This window comes from Micromonospora sp. WMMD730 (genome assembly GCF_049178955.1).
GTDB classification, from domain to species: Bacteria; Actinomycetota; Actinomycetes; order Mycobacteriales; family Micromonosporaceae; genus Micromonospora; species Micromonospora wenchangensis.
On the sequence record NZ_JBMHML010000002.1, the window covers coordinates 3778456 to 3799535 of the forward strand.

General features: G+C 74.7%; 4 protein-coding genes. All 4 read right to left on the reverse strand.

What is annotated here, in order from left to right:
- Positions 1-67: 67 nt before the first annotated feature.
- From ACN265_RS16575 to ACN265_RS16590, 4 genes are read right to left on the reverse strand one after another with little or no spacing between them, the layout of a single operon-like run.
- Positions 68-4132, reverse strand: a complete 4065-nt coding sequence (locus tag ACN265_RS16575; RefSeq protein ID WP_421408460.1) for an aminotransferase class I/II-fold pyridoxal phosphate-dependent enzyme — start codon at positions 4130-4132, stop codon at positions 68-70.
- The gene (locus ACN265_RS16580; protein WP_421408461.1) at positions 4129-5250 is read right to left on the reverse strand and encodes a DNA alkylation repair protein; all 1122 of its coding nucleotides are present in this window, start codon (positions 5248-5250) and stop codon (positions 4129-4131) included. The genes ACN265_RS16575 and ACN265_RS16580 overlap by 4 nt, the downstream gene beginning before the upstream one ends.
- The gene (locus tag ACN265_RS16585; protein WP_421408462.1) at positions 5247-11615 is read right to left on the reverse strand and encodes a beta-ketoacyl synthase N-terminal-like domain-containing protein; all 6369 of its coding nucleotides are present in this window, start codon (positions 11613-11615) and stop codon (positions 5247-5249) included. Before ACN265_RS16585 ends, ACN265_RS16580 begins: the two co-directional genes overlap by 4 nt.
- Positions 11616-11652: 37 nt before the next feature.
- Positions 11653-21072, reverse strand: coding sequence for an SDR family NAD(P)-dependent oxidoreductase (locus ACN265_RS16590; RefSeq protein WP_421408463.1), 9420 nt, complete (start codon positions 21070-21072; stop codon positions 11653-11655).
- Between the last annotated feature and the right edge of the window lie 8 nt (positions 21073-21080).

Here is a 21080-nt window from a genome sequence, read left to right on the forward strand (position 1 = left end):
TTCGCCGACCGCCCGGTCGGGCGGTCGGCAACACGGGTGGGTCTCGGTCGGAGCGCGCCGGCCGCACTCAGGAAATGAGCCCGACCTGCCGGCCGGCCCGGGCGAAGACGGCGACGGCATGGTCGAGGTCGTCGGCGCAGTGGCTGAGGTTGACGATGGTGCGCAGCCGGGGCAGCGCCTTGGGCACGGTGGGATAGACGATGGGCTGGACGAAGATGCCCTCGGCCTGGCAGAGCCGGGCCATCTCCTGGGCCTGCCCGGCGCTGGCGCAGATGATCGGCACCACCGGCGTCTCGCTGGCCAGGGTGTCGAAGCCCAGACCGCGCAGCGTCGCCCGGTACCGGTCGGTGAGCGCCCGCAGTTCCCCGGTGAGCTGCGGGGCCGCCTCCATCACCTCCACCGCGGCCCGCGCGGCGGCCACCTGCATGGGGGTGCCGGCGGCGGAGAACATCCAGCCCCGGGCGTTGTTCTTCAGGGCGAAGATCAGGTCGCTGGAGCCGGCCACGTAGCCACCGGTGCTGGGCACCGTCTTGGACAGCGTGCCCATCTTGACCGCGACCCGGGCCGGATCGATGCCGAAGTGCTCGGTGATGCCCCGGCCGGTGGCGCCCAGCACACCGAGACTGTGCGCCTCGTCGACCATCAGCGGCGCGTCGTAGCGCTCACACAGCGCCAGGATGCCGGGCAGGTCGGCGATGTCACCGTCCATGCTGAAGACCGCGTCGGTGACCACCAGCTTCCCGGCGTCACCCGCCCGGCGCAGGGCGCGTTCCAGGTCGGTCAGGTCGTTGTGCGCGTAGGTGATCACGGTCGCGCCGGACAACCGGTAGCCGTCCAGGATGCTCGCGTGGTTGTAGACGTCGCCGATCACCACGTCGCCCGGCCCGACCAACGCGCCGATCGTCGCCACGTTGGCCATGTAGCCGCTGGTGTAGACGATGGCGTCCTCGGCCCCGAGGAACCGGGCGATGCCCAGCTCCAGCTCGCGGTGCAGGTGCAGGGTGCCGGCGAGCAGCCGCACGCCGTGCGCGCCGGTGCCGTGCCGCTCCAGGGCCCGCTGCGCCTGGTGGTTGATGTAGTCGTGGCCGATCAGCCCGAGATAGCTGTACGACGCGAAGTTCAGGAACCACCGGCCGTCGAACTTGATCCAGGCACCCTTGGACTCCTCGATGACCGGCTCGTAGAAGTAGTCGTCCTGGGCGATGACCACCCGGTCGTCCACCGACAGCGCGTCGATGCGCCGGTCGAGAAAGGAGCCACCCGGGTGGTCGCCGAGCCGGCCGGGCAGGGTGCGACGGGGAACCGACGCGCCGACCGGGACGGTGACGCCGGGTGGCCCGGCGGGCCGCTCCCGGGTGGCCGGCGGACCCGCCGCCGGCCGGTGCCCGTTCGTCCCCGGGTTCCCCGTCGCCGGACCGGTCCCCGCCCGGTGGCCGGGCCGGGGCGGGTGCCGGTCGGCGTCGTCGACGTCGCGGTAGCGGTCCCAGTCCGGCACGAAACGCGCCGACCCCGACGCGGCCGTCGGGTCCGGCGACGCGCCACCCGACCCGGCGGGCGAACCGGCCGGTACGGCGGCGGACCCGGACCGTCCGCCCACCGGCACGGCGGAGGACGGCGCCACCGGTACGGCGGCGACGGGGCGGGACGGGGCGACGGCAGGCGGGGCCGGGACGGGTGGGCCGGTGACGGGCGGGGCCGGGGTGGCGGAGGCCGGGCCCGACGGGTGGCGGGGCAGTCCTTCCAGGTGCCGGGCCAGCGCCCCGACGTCGGGGTGGTCGAACATGGCCACCGGATCGACGTCCAGCCCCTCACCGGCCAGCGCGGCGGAGACCTCGACCGCCATCATCGAGTCCAGCCCCAGTTCCAGCAGGTTGTCGTCGGGCGACACCCGGTCGACGTGCAGGGTCCGCTTCAGGATCGCCGACAACGCCGGCCACAGCCGGGTCTCGACGGGGGTCACGGTGGTCATCTGGTCGTCCTCCGGTTCGTCGACTGCGGACACGACGTAGTTCGCGGGAGCCAGTTCGAGGGTGTGCCGCAGCAGCGCGATGCCGTCGGCGGCGGTCAGTGCCGGGATGCCACGTGCTGCCGCGGCGTCGGCGATCCCCGCACCCATGCCGACGCGCCACAGACCCCAGCCGAGGCTGTACCACGCCTCCCCGGCGGCCCGACGGCGCGCGGCGTAGCCGTCGAGGTAGGCGTTGGCGGTGGCGTAGGAACTCTGGCCGAGGTTGCCGTGGGTCGCCGAGATGGAGGAGAACAGGACGACGAACCCGGGTCGCACGTCGGCGGGGAACGCCTCGTCGAGCGCGTGCACCCCACCGATCTTCGGCCCGAACACCTCGTCGATCCGCTCCGCCGACAGGCTGCGCGCCAACCCGTCGCGCAGCACACCCGCGGCGTGGAAGACACCGTCGAAGGGTTCCGCGCCGCGCAGCACGTCCGGCAGCGTGCGGACGTCGGCGGCGACGATCCGCAGGTCGCAGGTGGTGGCGAGGCGGTCCAGCCGGGCCCTGGTCGGCCCCTCCGTGGGTACCGTGCGGCCGACCAGGGTGAGGTGGGCACCGCCCGCACCGGCCAGGAACTCCGCCACGTGCAGGCCGATGCCGCCCAGACCCCCGGTGACGAGGAACCGGCCACCGGCCACCGGCCGGGCCGACCGCCCGGGTACGACCGGTACCGCCGGATGGGTGGGCGCGTACCAGGAGCCGTCCCGCCAGGCGAGTTCCGCCTCGCCGTGCCGTACCTCGTCGAGGGTCGGCGGCTCGGTGCCGCCGCCCAGGCCGATGTCGACGAGGCGGACCCGGGCCTGCGGGTGTTCGATCCGTAGGGTCCGCGCGAGGCCCCACAGCGCGGCCTGTGCGGGTTCGATCGACTCACCGTCGGTGACCTGCTGGGCGGCGTTGGTGACGATGGTGAGGGCCGGCATGGGCGGCTGCGCCGCGAGCCGCCGGACCAGGGTGAACACGCCGTGCAGCAGGGCGACGGCCGCCGCCCGGTCCCGCCCGCCGCGCGGTGCCACGTAGACCACCTCGGCGGGCGGCGTCTCGGCAAGCGCCCGGTCGAGGTGGACGTCGTCCAGGTCGGCCGGGGTGAGCAGGACGGGCCCACCCTCGTACGACTCGACGCCGGCCTCCCCCGACACCACCCAGGTGCGACCGGGGTCGGTTGCCGGTTCCGGGGTGGGAACCACCGGCCGCCAGACCACGGCGGTGACCGACCCGGCGGGCACCCGGTCGACGGGCACCCGATCGACGGGCACCGGATCAGCGGGAGGCGGGTCGGCCTGAGGCCGGTCGGTGGATGTCGGGGTGGGGCGGGTCGACGGGGGCTGCCGGTGGGGGGCCGCCGGGGCGGTGGTCGGGCCGGCCGCCTTGAGGACGATCCGGTCCAGCTCCAACAACACCTCGCCCTGCTGGTTGCAGACGATGGCCCGCCCGCGCACCGCGCCGCAGGCCCCGCCCGCCGCTTCGGTCCGCTCGACCAGGGCCAGGACCGTGCCGGTGACCGGCCGGCGGGCGGTGATCCGCCCGACGTACCAGGGCAGGCAGGTGCCCGCCGTGCCGTCGTCGAGCATGCCGAGGCACTGGAAGACGCTGTCCAGCAGCGGCGGCGGGACGACGTGCCGGTCGGTCAGCCCGCCGGAGGCGCGGAGCACGGCCAGCATCCGGTCGGGCCCCCGGTGCGCGGCGCGGATCGCCCGGAACGTCGGGCCGTACGCGATGCCGCTGCCCCGCCGCCACTCGTCGACGGTGGCGAGCGGCACCTCGTCTACGCAGCCGGCGCGCAGCCCCGCCACGTCCCGGTAGCTCGGCGGGGCCAACGCGCTGCGGGTGGCCCGGGCCCGGCTGTGCAGGACCGGGCCGGAGCCGTCCGGCTGCCACGAGGCGAGCGTGCACTCCCCGGCCGGGGTGAGCACGGTCTCGATCTCGACCGACCCGCCGGGCGCGACCGGCAGCGGCGCGAGGAACGCCACCCGGTCGAGCTGCCAGCTCCCGCCCTCCCGGGTCGCCGCGCAGGCACTGAGCATCGCGTCGAGTTGCGCCGCCGCGGGCAGGACCGGCGTGTCGCCGATCCGGTGGTCGCGCAGCACCGGGTGGTCGGCGGCGAGCGACGTACGGTGGCCGCTCACAGCCGGAGGTCGAATCTGTCGGTGGCCAGCACCTGGCCGTTGACCTGGATGTCGACGAGGTGCTCGCCAGCGTAGTAGCGCCGGGTGGAGACCTCCCGGACCGGGTGCGACTTCTCCACCGTCCGGCGTTCGCCGGGGGCGAGGTCCAGCGTGGTCAGCTTGAAGACCTTGGGGATGCGCTGGCCGTTCTTGCGGACGTGGTGCACCACGTAGTCCACGGTGACGGTGTGCCGGCGGCTGTCGGTGTTCTCGACCTGCAGGCGGATCATGGTCGACTCACCGAGCGCCAGGGTGCGCGGGTGGAGCCCCATCGAGGGCACCCGGATGTGCTCACCCCCGGTGACGCCCACGATCGCCAGCGCCTCCTGGTTGCCCTTCTTGACCAGCGTGCGCAGTGCGTGCCGGACGATCCAGGTGGTCTCCGGGGTCGGGCTCTCCTGCGACCAGCGCAACGCGGTGGCCAGCGCGATGTCGGGCGAATCCTTGGAGACGTCGTTGAGGTTGTTCGCCACCGACTTGCGCACGTACTCGGAGGGGTCGCTGCGCAGCGGTTCGAGGATCTCCAGTACGGGCTGCGGGTCCCGGACGAAGGCGGTGAGCGTACGTGCCCAGGGAAGCCGGGGACGCACGCCCTCGCTCGCCAGCCTCCGGACGTTGTGGCTGGGGTCGCGGGCCCAGTCGGCGATCCGCTTCATCGTCAGCTCGTGGTGCTGCTCGATGAAGGGGCGGATGGCGTACTCGGCGGTGTGTCGTTTGGTGATCTCGACCAGTGCGTCGAGGGACACCTCGGGGTGGTCCAGGCCGTACTCCTCGACGAACCGGGCCACCGGCATGAGGTACCAGCTCACGTTGAACATCCCCTCGCCCTCGGCGAGTTCGTCGCCGAGAATGGCCAGGAGGATCTTCACGCTCTCGGGGTAGTCCTCGGGGAGCCGACTGCGCAGCCCTTCGGCCAGGACGAGGACGCGGTCCTTCAGCTCCTTTCCGGGAATGCGACGTTCCACCTCGACGGCGTATTCTTCGACGTCGAAGTCCGGGTGAACCTCGCGGATCTTGCCGCCGATGAGGCGGGCGGCGTCACCGTTGAAGTGGCGCTTGAGTCCGTATTCCGTAGTCATGACATCCGGTCCTTGTCGACGTGGTTTTCCCGGGCGGGCGGATAAAGGCGGATCTTATGTCGGGATGGCTCCTGCCTCCCGGAAGCCGGCCGGGCGGGGGAGCCGTTCGCCGCCCCGTCCACTCCACCGTGGACCCAGAATCTCTGCCGTTGGAAGGGGTAGGTGGGGATCGTGGTGGTGCGGTGTCCCTTCCCGTGGTGCACCCCGGCCCAGTCGATCTCACCCAGCCCCTGGTTGTAGAACGACGTGACAGCCGTGTGGAGCTGCGCCTGGTCGTCGTGGTCCCGGCGTAGCGTCGGCAGCCAGGTCAGACCGGTGTCGGTGAGCGTCGACCGGGCCAACCCCGTCAGGACCGGATGCGCGCCGATATCCCAGAAGACCCGTCCGCCGGCCGCATGGGCCGCTTCGACCGCCTGGGTGAAACGCACCGGTTCGCGGATCCCCGAACCCCACAACCGGCCATCCGCCACCGACCGGGCGTCATGCCAACCACCCGTCACCGTCGAGGCGAACCCGATCCGCGGCGGCGACACCACCGCCCGCCCGAACTCCTCGGCAAAAGGCCCCACCGCCCCGGCCATCGCCGCCGAATGGAACGCATGACTCACCGTCAACCGCTGCGTCCGCAACCCCGACCCGACACCGAACGCCTCCACCGCCTCGGCCGGGCCGGAGACCGTCACACTGCGCGGAGCATTGAACGCCGCGATCTCCACCCCCGGAAACGACGGCAACACCGCCTCCACCGACCCGGCATCGGCGAACACCACCGCCATCGCCCCACCCGACGCCTGCCCCTGCATCAACCCACCCCGCACCACCGCCAACCGCAACAACTCCCCCAACCCGAAGACCCCCGCCGCCCACCCCGCGGTCAACTCCCCCACGCTGTGACCCACCACCAACCTCGGCCGAACACCCCACGACTCCAACAACCGCACCAACCCCACCTGCACCGCCACGATCCCCACCTGTGCAAACCGCGTCTGCACCAACTCACCACCCCGGTCCCCCCACACCACCTCCCGCAACGGCACACCCGAACCCACCAACTCGACACACTCATCGACGGCATCCCGAAACACCGGCTCCGCCGCACACAACCCCGCACCCATCCCCGCATACTGCGAACCCTGGCCGGAGAACATGAACACCGACGACGGCGGCTGATTCGACAACCGGGCCACCGGCCGGTCCCCACCCGCGACCGCATTCAATCCAGCGGCCAACTCCGACCCGTCAGCACCCTGGACCGCCACTCGGAACCGATGCGACGCACGACCCACATTCGCCGTGAAACCCACATCACCCACACCCGGACCATCGGCCGACGCCAACACCCCCGCATACGCACCCGCCAACCGCCGCACACCCTCCTCACTGGCCGCCGACACCTTCACCACGAACGACCCCTGCGGCAACCGTTCCCGCGCAGCCGGAACCGGAGCCTCCTCGACGATGACGTGGGCGTTGACCCCACCCATCCCGAACGCCGACACCGCCGCCCGACGCGGCGCACCCGCGACCCGAGGCCACGACACCGGCTTGTCCGCCACGAAGAACGGCGTGTCCTCGAACCGGATATGGTCATTCGGCCGCACCACATGCAACGTCGCCGGCACCACCCCGTGCTCCAACGACAACAACACCTTCACCAACCCGGCAAGACCCGCCGCCGGCTCCAAATGACCAATATTCGACTTCAACGAACCAATCGCACAGAACTGCGTCCGCGACGTAAACCCCCGCCACGCCCGCGTCAAACCCTCCACCTCGATCGGATCACCCAACGACGTCCCCGTCCCATGCGCCTCCACCATCCCCATCCCCTCCACACCAACACCCGCATCCCGCAACGCCGCCACAATCACCTCCCGCTGGCCGACGGGGCTCGGAGCGGAGTACCGGGTGGTCCTGCCACCGTGGTTCACCGCCACCCCCTTGATCAGACCCCTGATGCGGTCGGCGTCCCGTTCGGCGTCGGCGCGGCGGCGGAGCACGACCGCCACCGCCCCCTCACCGGGCACGAACCCGTCGGCCTCGACGTCGAAGGCCCGGCAGCGGAAGCTGGGCGACAGGGCCCGCAGGTCCCGCATGGAGTCGAAGTACTCGGGGCTGATCGCGGCGTGCACGCCACCGATGACGGCGGTGTCGATGTCGCCGGCCCGCAGGTGCTGTACGGCGGTGTGCAACGCCACCAGCGACGACGAGCAGAGCGTGTTCACCACGACGCTCGGGCCGTGCCAGTCCATCAGGTACGACAGCCGGTTCGGGATCATCGCCTCCAGGCCCAGCCCACGCCCGTCGGCCACCCCGTGTCGGGACCGCTCCTCGTGATAGTGGTCGTGGCTGTAGGCGATCCACAGGCCGATCCGGTTGTCCGGGCTCCCCTGCCCCGTCCGGCCGGTGTCCTCCAGGGCCTGCCAGATGGTCTCGTAGACGATGCGGGCCTGGGGGTCGATCAGCGGTGCCTCCCGGGCGGAGATCCGGAACGGCACGGGGTCGAACTCGTCGACCCGCTCCAGGAAGGACGCCTGCGGCACCGGTCCCTCCAGCGGCTGCCACCGGCCCTCGGGCAGGGTGCCGACGGTGTCGCGCCCGTCGGTGAGCAGCGTCCAGAACGCGTCGAGGTCGCCGGCGGTGGGCACCCGGATCGCGGCACCCACGACGGCGATGTCACGCCCCGGGTCCGTCCCGCCGACCCCGGCGGCCGTCGGCGCGCCGGAAACCGACGGCACGGCAGGCACGTCACCGGCCGGGGGTGGAGGAGGAACGCTGCCGGCCGGCAGCGGGGTGGGCACGGACCCCTCCGGCGGCGTGGCGACGGTGCCGGCCGGCGTCGCCCCCTGGTCGGCGGGCGGCGAGACGGGGGCAGCCGGCGACGAGACGGGGACGGCGCCGGCCGACGGTGGGGCGGCGGCGGGCGGGCCCGGGTGCGGCGGCGCGGCCAGCGCGGCGACGAACTCGGGTGCCTCGTCGACGAGGTGCTGGGCGAAGCTGCGGGGGGTCGGGTACTCGAAGAAGACGGTCGGGTACAGCGACAGCCCGTGCTCCCGGGACAGGCGTTCGCTGAGCCCGACCAGGCCGACGGAGTCGAAGCCGGCGGAGAGGAACTCGGCGTCGACGTGCTCGGCATCCGTACCGGACAGGGCCAGGAACCAGGCGAGCGCCCGGGCGAACGGCGTCGCCGCGACGGGGTCGGCGGCCGGCAGCGACGCGGACCGGTCGGCGGCCGGCGGCACCTCCGGAGCAGCCCCGGCCGGCTCCGCTGCGGGCCGGTGCGCCGCTGCGGATGCGGACGCTTCCCCACCCACCGGAGCCGCGCCCACGGCGGGGTCCACCGGGACGGCAACGGCGGCGGAGGCCGGCGCGACCGCCGGCACGGGTGCCGGTCGGTGCGCGGTGTCGGCCGGCGGCTCGCTGAACGCGAGGACGGGCACCCGCTTGGAGGAGATGTCCCCGAAGGTCAGCAGCGGTACGCCCGAGGCGTCGAGGACGACCTGGGTGACCCGGCACGCCTCCTCGTTCCAGAAGGACACCTCGGTGCGCACGTAGGCGGCGTCGGCCAGGGCACCGTGCACGCTCACCCGGTCGACGGAGAGCGGAATGAACGCGGTGGCGTGGTCGGTGCCGAACACCGGGTTGTCCGGGTCGATCGCCGCGATGGTGACGCTGTCCAGCAACCCCGGGAAGAGCTGGACGTCAGGGGGGTTCAGGGCACGTTGCCGGCCCCCCTCGATCCGGGCGAGAGTGCCGCCGCCGGGCAGGCTGGCGACCCAGGAGATGTTGCGGTAGTACCGGCCGTGCTGGTAGCCGATGCGGCGCAGCCAGCGGTACACGGTGGACCCGGCGTGCACCCGGGAGCAGGTGTCGAGCAGCGCCGCGAGCGGCTGCGGCGCGGGCACCGGATCGGGCTGCGGGGCGTACCAGCCGGTGACGAAGGGGGTGCCGTCGGCGTCGGCGACGGTGAACCGCCCCTCGGCGTCGACCCGGCACACCACCCGGTGCGCCCCGGTCGGGATGAGCGGGCGGTGGAAGAGCACGTCACGTACCCCGTGGAACGGCTCGCCGCGCAGCTCGGCGCCCTGGCGCAGGAAGTCGAACCAGGCGACGCCGGGGAGCATGATCCGGCGGTACACCGAGTGCTGGGCGATCGGCACCTCGCCCGGCCCGAAGACGCGGGAGAAGGCGTACCCGGCCGGGCCGGCGTCGTCGAGGGTCAGCGGGCCGCCGGGCTCGGCGGAGCGCAGCGGCTCCCGCAGGTCCAGCGCGGGGCCCCGGGCCTGACCGACCGGCAGGAGGCGCTTGTGCCAGGCCACCGGCCCCTGGAACGTGGCCCAGTCGATGTCCGCCCCGGCCTCGTAGAGTTCCGCCGTGACGGCGGCGAGAACCGCGGCGGCCTGCCGCCCGTCGGTGGCGGCGGCGAGGCGCACGCAGAGGTCCAGTCGGGCGTCGACGTCGTCCGGGTCGGGAGTGTCCGTGGTCGCGGCTCCGGCGGCCAGCACCGTGCTGAGCGCCTGCTCCAGGGAGGTACGTCCGTGCACGAAGTCGGCGATCGACGCCCAGCCGGGCGGCAGGTCGACCGCCTGCTCGGGTACCCCGCTGCCGCGCAGCGCCACGGCCAGCACGACCCCCGCGCAGATCCGCAGCAGCGGGCCGGAGAACGTCGTCACCGGGCTGCCGACGGCGGTCTCGAACCGGCCGACGATCTCCCGTACCGCCGGCAGGTCGTGGTGGAGCGCGAGCAGCCACCGCGGCGGGGCGGACCCGGCCACCGGGCGGACGGCGACCACGGGCGGTCGTCCGGTGGGCTCCCCCAGCGGGACGTCGGCGCGCAGCAGCCGGGCGCGCAGCGCGGCGGCAAGGCCGTCGGCGTCCGGTCCGGTGACCGCGCAGCGTACGGCGCGGGCCGGGCGGCCGAGCCGGGCGGTGGCGAGCACGTCGGCGATCTCGTCGGCCACCGAGGGGAGGAACTCCACCCACTGCGCGGCCAGCTCGCGCAGCACGTCGGGGCTGTCGGCGGAGAGGGCGAGCACCTCCGCGGGCCGCCCGGCCCCGGTGGTGGTCGGCGCGGGGCCGCTCGCCGCCTCGGCCACCACGTGCGCGTTGGTGCCGCCGAAGCCGAAGCCGCTCACGCCGGCCCGGCGGACCGGGGCCGCCGGCCAGGGTCGGGGACGCGGCGGCAGGTACAGGGGGCCGGTGTCCAACCGGAGCCGCGGGTTGACCGTCGGCACCGGCACCCCGGGGACGACCCCGTCCCGCAGGCAGAGAACGATCTTGGCCAGGCCGGCCAGGCCGGACGCCGAGTGCAGGTGCCCGATCCGCCGTTTCAGCGAGCCGAGCGCGACGCTGCCGGGGGCGACGCCGTGCCGGCCGAACACGTCGGTGAGCGCCCGCACCTCGATCGGGTCGCCGATGGCGGTGCCGGTGCCGTGGGTCTCGACGTACTGCACGGTGGTGGGGTCGATCCGCCCGTACACCCGGTCGAGCAGCGCGATCTGGGCCTCCAGGTTGGGGGTGGTCACCCCCATGGTCCGGCCGTCGTTGTTGACGCCGGTGCCGGCGATCGCGCCGAGGATCAGGTCACCGTCGGCCACCGCCGCGGCCATCGGCTTGAGCACCAGGGCGACGGCCCCCTCGCCGGGGACGTACCCGTTGGCCTTCTCGTCGAAGGTCTGGCACAGCCCGTCCGGGGAGAGCGCGCCGGTGCGGGACAGCAGCACGAAGGTCAGCGGGTCGAGCAGCAGGTCCACGCCGCCGACCAGGGCGATCTCGCAGCTGCCGGCGGCGAGGCTCTGGCAGGCCAACCAGACCGCCGTCAGCGAGGACGAGCAGGCGGTGTCGACCACCAGGCTGGGGCCGGTGAGGTCGAGGCGGTCGGAGAGCCAGGCCGCGACGAAGTTCTGCGACCGGCCCCACAGTGCCGCCGGCACCGGCCGGCCGGTGCCGTCCGGGCCGGTCGGGGTCAGTCCCCGGCCGTGGTCGAAGCCGTAGGAGTTCATCCGGGCACCGACGAAGACGCCCGCGTCGAGACGGCGGCGCACGGAGCGGTAGCCGGCGTCCTCCAGCGCCCGCGCGCCGACCTCCAGCATCACCCGCTGTTGCGGGTCGAGCAGGACGGCGTCACCGGCGGTCAGGCCGAACGCCTCGTGGTCGAAGGAGAACGGGTCCTGGAGGAAGGCGCCCCGGTGGTGGGTGCCCTGGTGGTCGCCGTCACCGAGGTAGTGGTCGCGGGCCCACCGGCTGGGCGGGACCTCGTCCACCTCGACCGAGTCGTGGGTCAGCAGCCAGCGCAGGTCCGCCACGTCCTCGGCACCGGGAAGCCGTACGGCCATGCCGATCACCGCGATTCGACTGTCCGTCATGTTCGCGTCGCTCCTTCCGTCACACTCGGTGGGCAGGTCAGTGGCGCGGCTGCTGGCCGGTGGCGAGCAGTGGCCGCAGCAGGGCACTGAGGCTCGCCGTGGGCACCGGGCCGTCCGGGTCGGGCGCGGACGACACCGCGCCGGCCGCCCTGATCACCGGGTCGGTCCCGGCCGCCGGGGCGGGTGGTACGGCCCGGTCGGTGAGCCGGGCCGCGAGGTCGGCCATGGTGCGGGACCGCATCACCAGCGAGGGGTCGACGGTCGTCCCGCTGAGCCGCTCGATGGCGCTGGTCAGGTCGGCGATGACCAACGAGTCCAGCCCCAGGTCGGGCAGGGGGCAGTCACCCGGGTCCTCACCGAGCACGTCGACGAAGGCGTCCCGCACCAGCCGGTACGCGACCCCCGGGTCGCCGTCTGACGGCGGCCCGGCCGGTGCGGCGTCACCACCGGCGGAATCAGCCGGGACGGGGTCGGCCGGGGCGGGCTCGGGGTCCGCCGTCGACGCGGCCCGGTGGGCGGCCGGCGGCGGCGCGGAGACGGTGGTCGGCTGCGGTACGGCGCTGCCGGGGAACACCACGGCACCCCCGGTGAGCAGGTGCGCGTCGAAGCCGGCCAGCGCCTGGTCGAGGGTGATCGAGTGCCCGGCGGAGAACGACTCGTCCGCCGCCATGCCGATGCCGGACCAGTTCGGCCAGGCGTGCGCGGTCACCGTCGGGCCGTCGTCGCCGGCCTGCTCGGCCAGGGCCAACTGGTACGCGTTGGCCAGGGCGTAGTCCACCAGACCCCGGCCGGCGTCGGGCAGGGCACCGGCGATCGAGGAGACCAGGGCGACGTGGTCGGCGCCCTCGGTGCGGGCGAGCCGGATCACGTTGCGGGAGCCGGCGACCTTGGGGGCGGTCACCCGGGCCGCCTCCGACCACTGCCGACGACGCAGCGACCCGAACTGGTTGACCCCGCCGGAGCAGTGCACGATCCCGCGCAGTCGGCCCCACCGGTAGGTGAAGGACGCGGCGGCGGCGGTCAGCGCGACCGGGTCGGCGACGTCGCACCGCTGGTAGTCCACCTCGGCTTCCGGGCGCAGCCCGCGCAGGAAGTCCTCGGCGGCCCCGTCGACAGGCGACCGGCCGAGGATGCCGATGCGTCGGGCGCCGCGCGTCACCAGGTGCGTGACCAGTCGCCGGCCGACCGCGCCGAGGCCGCCGGTGACCAGGTGGTACCCGTCCCCGGCCAGGTCGGCGGGGGGTCCCGGCCGGGCCGGGGACGGGGTCGGAACGTACCGGCTGCCACGGCGGTAGGCCACCACGGTGTCGGGGCCGGTGCGCAGCGCGGCGAACTCGGCGGCGACCTGCCGGGCGCGGATCTCGACCGGATCGGCCGGGTCGAGGTCGAGCACGGCGACGGTGAACCGGTTCTCGGCGGCGGCGGCGCGGACCGCGAACGCCCGCGCGGCGGCCTCGGGGTCGAGCAGCGTCCGGTCCGCCTCGTCGACGGTGGCCGACCGGTGTGCGACCCAGACCATCCTGCTCTGGGGCGGGACGGTGGCGGCGTAGGAGCGGAGCTGCTCCCAGAAGCCGCGCAGGTCCGGTGCGGTGTCGGCGGACCCGGGGACGGCGTCGACCACCACCAGGGCGCGGGGGGTCACCCCGTCGGGGGCCAGGTCGGCGCCCTTGGCGGCGAGCGCGGCGGAGACCGCACCGCCGAGGTCCGGGTCCGCCACGACCACCCGCACGGTGGCCCCGTAGGCCGATGCGCCGGGCGGTGGGTCGGCGGGTCGCCACCGGGTGACCAGGGCCTCCGGTGCCGGCGTCGATGCCGGGTCGCCGGGGTGGCCGCCGTCGGCGGGCCCGGGGTCCACCGGTGGGGTGTGCTCCGGGGGCAGGTCCACGGTGGTGACCGGGGCGGGCCCGGTCACCGTCGCGGCGGGGCGGGTGTGCCAGTAGCGGCCCCGGTCGAACGGGTAGGTGGGGAGCGCGACGCTCCGTGAGCCCGGCACGGACAGGGCGGCCCAGTCGATGTCAGCCCGGCCCTGCCGGACCTGGTCCACCACCACCGCGTGCCGCTGCGCCGGGTCGGCGGGGAGCGGGTCGGCGGGCCGGTGGCAGTCGACGCGGGCGACCGGGATCCGGCCGTCGGCGACCGCCCGGAGCTGCTCGGCGATCACCTGCCCGGTGGGGCCGCTCACCGCGGTCTGGTAGTCGAGCGAGGAACGGCCCACGTTGGCGGTGTGACAGAGGTCGGCGGTGGCCCGGTCGTCGGGGGCGGCCGCGAAGGAGTCGGCGTAGGCGGCGGCGAGGCGGCGTACCGCGTCCTCGGTGGCCGCGGACACCTTCACCACATGCGACTGCTGCGGCACGACCTCCCGGACGGCCGGGAGTGGCGCTTCCTCGACGATGACGTGGGCGTTGACCCCACCCATCCCGAACGCCGACACCGCCGCCCGACGCGGCGCACCCGCGACCCGAGGCCACGACACCGGCTTGTCCGCCACGAAGAACGGCGTGTCCTCGAACCGGATATGGTCATTCGGCCGCACCACATGCAACGTCGCCGGCACCACCCCGTGCTCCAACGACAACAACACCTTCACCAACCCGGCAAGACCCGCCGCCGGCTCCAAATGACCAATATTCGACTTCAACGAACCAATCGCACAGAACTGCGTCCGCGACGTAAACCCCCGCCACGCCCGGGTGAGACCCTCCACCTCGATCGGATCACCCAACGAGGTTCCCGTCCCGTGCGCCTCCACCATCCCGATCCGATCCGGACCCACCCCCGCATCCCGCAACGCCGCCACGATCACCTCCCGCTGGGCGGCACTACTCGGCACCGTCAACCCACTCGTCCGACCACCGTGATTCACCGCCGAACCCCGAATCACCCCCCGCACCCGATCCCCATCCCGCACCGCATCCACCAACGGCTTCACCACCACCGTCACCACACCCTCACCCGGCACGAACCCATCCGCCCCCGCATCGAACGCCCGCGACGCACCCGTCGGGGAGAGGGCCCGCAGGTTCCGCATCGCGGTGTAGTGCAGGGGGGACATGGCCAGCCGCACCCCGGCGACGATGGCCTGGTCGCACTCGCCGCTGCGGATGCTGCGTACGGCGGTGTGCAGAGCCACCAACGACGACGAACACAACGTGTCGATCGTCATGCTCGGCCCCGACAGATCCAGGAAATAACTCACCCGGTTCGCCAGGAACGCGTTGTGGTTGCCCAGCCCGCTCGGTGCGTCCAGCTCCGGGGCGAGGTTGTAGTCCTTGTAGTGCTGGTAGCTGGCACCGACGAACACGCCTGTCGAGGCGGGCGTGGACAGCGGGGCGATCCCGGCGGACTCCAGTGCCTCCCACGCGGTGCGCAGCAGCCAGCGGACCTGCGGGTCGAGCACCTCGGCCTGCTTGGCGAAGAAGTCGAAGAAGCGGGCGTCGAACTCGTCGATCGGACCCAGGAAGCCGCCGATCGCGGCCCCGTCGCCACCTCCCGCCCAGCGGAACGCGGGCGCGGGACCGATGCCGCTGCCCCCACGCGCCAGCAGGGACCAGAAGCCCTCCGGGTCGGTGGCACCGGGCAGCGCGCAGGCGATCCCGATGACGGCCAGGTCACCCCGGTCGCCGCCGTCCGATCTGGCGGGCGGCTGGTCCCGGGCGGCGGAGGCAGTCGGGGCGGGCTGGTCGGTGCTGGCACGGATGTCGTCGGCGGTGGCCCCGGCCGCCGCCGGGGCGTCCCCGGGCCCGGAAACGGCCGGGGCGTCCCCTGGCGCGGAAACGGCCGGGGTACCCGTCGTCGGCGGGGTCTGCTCGGGCAGCACGGACGCCACCACGGCGGCCAGCGCGCGGCAGTCGGGCGCCTGCAACACCTCCACCGGGCTCAGCGTCACCCCGAGGCGTTCCTGAAGGTCGGCGGCGACCATGGTGGCGAGCATCGAGTCGATGCCGGTCGCGGCGAGCGAACCGGTCGCGGTGACGTCCGGGTCCCGCAGCACCGTGCGGACCACCTCGACGACGGTTTCCTCGACGGCGAAGGCGGTCACCGGCTGCCGCCCGGCCGTGGCCGCCGGACCCACCGTCGGGGAAGCGTCCGCCGGCTGGTCGGGGTTGCCGGTCGGGGCGGCGACCGGCCGGTAGACCACGTCGGTGAGGGAGACCAGGACCCGGCCGGCGGTGTCCAGCAGCACGACGTCGGCCCGACGGCTGCCGTCGGGATCCTGACCGGTGAGCCGCAGCCGCACGTACCGGGTGTCGACCGGGTCCGCCCAGCGCACCGCCCGGCCGATCGACACCGGCAGGTAGGTCAGCGCGGAGGCGGCCGGATCGGCCAGGGTCAGGACCGCCATGCTCTGCAGCGCCGCGTCGAGCGCGGCCACCGCGCGCACCGCCGGGTCCGCGTCGGCGTGGTCGACCCGGACGAGCACCCCGGTCGGGCCGTACGCGATGTGGCCGACGACCCGCAGCGCCGCGCCGAAGTCGACCCGCTTCGCCGCGAACCACGCGTACAGGCCGGCCGGGTCGAGTGTGCGGGGGTGGGCGGCGTACTCCCGGTCCACCGGCAGCGGTGCGGGGGGCGGTCCCTGCGGCCGGACCGCGCCGGTGGTGAGATGGCCGATGACCTGGCCGCCGTAGCGGAACGTCACCGTGTTGCCGGCGGTCGTGTCCACGGTGAGCCGGTGGTGCCCGGTGCCCCGGGCGGTGAAGGCGAGCCGTTCCAGGACGGCGGCGGTGGCGAACCCCCTGGTGACGAGGACCGCCGCCGGCACCGTCTGCCGGCCGAAGACCCGGTGGGCGTCCAGCAGCCGGTCGAGCCCGGGTTCCCGGTGCCCGGCGGCCGGGTCCGGGGCGACCGCCGGGAGCGGTGTCGACGGACCGGGGACCGGCCGGGCGGACGCCCGGTCGGCGCGGTCCCGGAACGGGTAGGGCGGCAGGGCGAGCCGGCGCGGGCGGGCACCGTCGTACAACGGTCGCCAGTCGACGTCCCGGCCGGCGACGTACCAGCCGGCCAGCGCGGTGAGCAGCCCGCCGTCGGGGGTTCGCAGCTCGGCGGCGATCCGCTCGGCGGGCCACGGCAGGTGGCGCGCCAACCGTTCGGCGAGGTCCGGCCCGACCGGCACCGGGTCACCGGCGAGCACCGTGTCGCCGCGCAGCACCGTGCCCGGCAGCTCGGGCCCGAGGCGCAGCGCCCGGCGCAGGCCCGCGCCGAGGGCCGCCCCGGTCGCCCCGAGCACGGCGACCCGGTACGGCAGGTGGACCCGACCCACCGAGGCCGAGAAGCACAGTGCCCCGACGTCGACCGTGTCGTCCGCCTCGATCATCCGCCGTACGTCGGCGACCCGCCGGGTCAGCAGCTCGGGAGTGTGCGCCGACAGCACCAGCAGGTGTTCGCGCGCCGGCCCGTCGGCGGGGCGGGCGGTCGGGGCGGGGGTGTACTCCTCGACGACGACGTGGGCGTTCGTTCCGCCCATGCCGAAGGCGCTGATGCCGGCCCGGCGCGGCCCGGTGGCCCGCCACGGCTGCGGTGCGGTCGGGATGGCCAGCCGGCCCGGGGGCAGGGTGATGTGCGCGCCGAGCGTCGCGAACCCGGCCAGCGGCGGGATCTCACGGTGTTCGAGGCAGAGCAGCACCTTGGCGAGGCCGGCCAGGCCGCTCGCCGGTTCCAGGTGGCCGATGTTCGCCTTGACCGAGCCGAGCTGGCATGGTTCGGGCCGGTCGCCGTCGAAGACCTCGGCCAGGGCGGCGATCTCGATCGGGTCACCGAGCCGGGTGGCCGTGCCGTGCGTCTCGACCAGGGAGATGTCGGCCGGGGTGAGCGCGGCGTCGGCCAGCGCGGCCCGGATCACCGCGACCTGCGACTCGCTGCGCGGTACGGGCAGGGCGCTGCCCCGTCCGCCGTGGTTGACCGCCGCGCCCCGGATCACTGCGTGGACGCGGTCACCGTCGCGTTCGGCGTCGTCGAGTCGTTTCAGCATGACGGCCACCGCGCCCTCACCGGGCACGAACCCGTCGGCCCGGTCGTCGAACGGCCGGGGCCGGGTCGGCGACAGTGCGCCGAGCTGGCTGAGGCTGCGGTAGTACCAGGGCGTCAGCCCGACGTGGCAGGCGGCGACGATGGCCGCGCCGCACTGCCCGGTACGCAGGCTGACCACCGCCTGCTGGAGGGCGACCAGGGACGACGAGCAGAGCGTGTCGACGGTCTGCGAGGGGCCGGTGAGGTCCAGCGCGTAGGAGATCCGGTTGGCCAGGACGGCGTTCATCGAGCCCAGCGCGGTGTGCGGGCCGACGGCCGCCAGCCCCTGCGCGTCGCGGTGATGGGTGTAGGTGGCCCCCACGAACACGCCGATGTCCCGCCGGCCGGCGAGCCCGCTGTCGTCCACCACCGACCAGGCGTGCTCCAGCAGCAGCTTCTGCTGCGGGTCCATCTCCTCGGCCTCCCGCACGGCGATGCCGAAGAACTTCGGGTCGAAGCGGTCGATCCCGGCGACGAACGCGCCGCTGCGGCAGTAGGTGCCCGTCATGTCGGGGCCGCGCTGCTGGTAGTGGTCGTCGATGTTCCAGCGTTCCGCCGGGATCTCGGTGAAGGCGTCGGTGCCGGCGCGCAGCATCGGCCACAGGTCGGCCAGGTCGCGTCCGCCGGGCAGGTCGCCGGAGACGGCCACCACAGCGATGTCGCCGGCCCGCCGTTGCGCCGGCCCGGTGGCGGGAGCCGGTGCTGCAGCGGGGCCCGGCACGGTCCCGGAGACCGGGCCGCCCGGCACGGACAGCGGTGCCGACACCGTTGCCGGCGTGGCCTGCGGCGTCGGCGGGGACACCGGTTCGACCGGCGCGGCGGCATCGGCCGGGGAGGCGGCATCGGTCGGGGAGGGCCCGGCGGGGGCCGGCGGGGACGCCGCGGTGGCCGGTGCCGGCTGCGGGGCGGGTGGCCGGGCGCCGTACCGGGTGGCGAGCGCCCCGGCCAGCTCGGCGAAGTCGCCGTACTCCAGGAAGAGGGTGGCCGGGAGGGCGACCGCCCACCGCCGGGACAGCTCCTCGGCCAGCTCGACGCTCAGGATCGAGTTGATGCCGTAGTCGGTCAGCGGGGCGGTCCGGTCGAGGTCGCCGAGGCCCAGCCGCTCCGCGAGGAAGTCGGCGAGCCCGTCCTCGGTGCGCCCGTCGTCGGTGTCGGCGCTGCCGGACGAACCGCCCGGGGACGCACCCGGCCCGGCGGCGGTCGGTGCCGGGTGGGCGGGGGCCGGCGACGCGGGGGCCGGGCGGGCGGAAGGCGTGCCGGCACCCGGCGTCTCCCCCGTGCCGGCGGACCCGCCGGCCGGTGCGGCGTCGGGGTGGGCGATGACGACCTGCCGGACGTCGTCGCGCAGGACGGTCATCAACGCGTCGAGCGCCTCGACGGTGCCCAGCGGCCGCACGCCACGACGCCTGAGCTGTTCGGCGACGGCGGTGCCCATGCCCACCTCACCCCACAGCCCCCAGTCCACACTGGTCCACGGGTTGCCCCGGGCGTGGGCGAACGCGTCGAGGTAGGCGTTGGCGGCGGCGTACCCGCCCTGGCCGAGGTTGCCGAAGGTGCCGGAGACCGAGGCGAACAGCACGGCGAAGTCCAGCGTGGTGCCGGCGACGGCGGCGGCCAGCTCGTGCGCGCCGTCGACCTTCGGGCGCAGCACCTCGGCCACGTCCCCGGCGGTGGTGCCGCGCAGCAGGCCGTCCTTCAGCGCGCCGGCGGCGTGCACCACGCCGTGCAGGTCACCGAAGCGGTGGCGGATCTCCCGTACCACCTCGGCCAGGGCGCCGGGCGCGCCGACGTCGGCGGCGAACGAGACCACCCGGCAGCCGTACGACTCGATGCCGGCCAGGACGGTCCCGTCGGTGCCGGCGCCGCCGGAGCGGCTGACCAGGGCGACCAGGCCGGCGCCGTCGGTGGCGAAGCGGCGGGCCACCGCCAGGCCCAGTCCGCCGTGACCGCCGAGGATCAGGTACCGGCCGCCCCGCCGGACCGGCGGCCGGCCACCGTCGGACGCGCCCAGGGGCACGCGGACCGGCACGTGCCGTACCCCGGCGCGGTAGCCGGTCTCCACCGGCCCCCCGTCGCCCAACTCGGCCGGCAGGGCGGCGGCCGAGGCGGGGTCGAGGTCGACGAGGCGGGGCCGCAGCCCCGGGTACTCGACGGCGGCGGTGCGGACGAGGCCCCACAGCGCGGCGCGGGCCGGCACCGGGGTGTCGCCGTCGGCCACCGGTTGGCCGTGTTCCGTGCCGACCAGGAAGTGCCCGGAGCGCTGCCGCTGGCCGAGGGTCTTCAGGGCGGCGAGGCAGGAGTAGAGGCCCAGGCGCAGTTCGGTGGCTTCCGGTCGGGTCGGGCCGGTGTTCCACAGGTGCACCACCCCGGCGACCGGGTCCGTCAGCTCCGCCCAGAGCTGCTGGAACGCCGGCTCGTCGGGCTCCGGGACGACCCGCTGGTCGGCCCCGAGGCCCGACGCCGGTGGCTCGGGCAGCACCTCGACGACCCGGGCCCCGTCGGCGCGCAGGGCCCGCACGGTGGCCGCTCCCGGGCCGTCCCGCTCGCCGTGGTGCAGGACCACCCAGGTGCCGGCCGCCGGCTGCGCGGGGGCGGGGGCGGCGGCGGCGGCGGGGGCCCAGTCGATCCGGGTGAGCAGCCGCCCGGTCGCCGGTGCGGGGGGCGGGGCCGGCAACCGGCGCATCCGTACCCCGGTGAGTTCGGCGACGACCCGGCCGGCGGCGTCGACCAGGATGGCGTCCGCGACGGACCAGGCGTCCCGCACGGCGGTACGGCGTACCCGGACGGTCACCCCGGTGCTGAGCGGGGACAGCTCGGTGTGCAGGGCGAGGCGGGCCACCCCGATCGGCAGCATCGGCCCCGGCGGGTCGCCACCGGTGAGGTCCTGGAGGGCGCAGCTGACCACCTGGAAGACGCCGTCGATCAGCAGCGGGTGGGAGTACCACGGCAGTGGCTGGGCCACCGTCTCCAGGGTCGCCTCGGCGGTGCCCGTGCCGACGGCGAGCCGGCGTACGGTGCGGAAGTCCGGCCCGTAGATCAGGCCGGCGGCCGACCAGCCGGCGTAGACGCGTTCCGGCGGGACGGGTACCGGGCAGCTCACCGCCCAGGCGGCCGGCGGGTGGGTGCCCGACGGGATCGGTCCGCCCGACCCGGTGGAGACCGTCTGGCGGCCCCCGGGGGTCACCGCGCCCAGCTCGAACCGGGCCCGCTCTCCCAGGGTCACGTCGAGGCGGCCGGTGACCTGCTCGCCGTCGGCGACCGTGAACGGCCTGACGAAGGCGACGTCGACGAGTTCGAGCGGGCGGAACGCCCGACGTTGGGCGACCCCCAGCAGGGCCATCTCCAGTTGCACGGCGGCGGGCAGGATGCCGAGACCGCCGGAGCGGTGCTGGGCGATGAACGGCTCGTGGGCGGCGAAGGTCTTCTCGTAGGTTTCGACCCGGTACGTCACGGTCCCTC

What these genes read in the sequence shown, in the direction of transcription:
- ACN265_RS16580 (WP_421408461.1), bottom strand. Translation starts at nt 5,250, where the DNA reads ATGACTACGGAATACGGACTCAAGCGCCACTTCAACGGTGACGCCGCC.
- ACN265_RS16585 (WP_421408462.1), bottom strand. Translation starts at nt 11,615, where the DNA reads ATGACGGACAGTCGAATCGCGGTGATCGGCATGGCCGTACGGCTTCCC.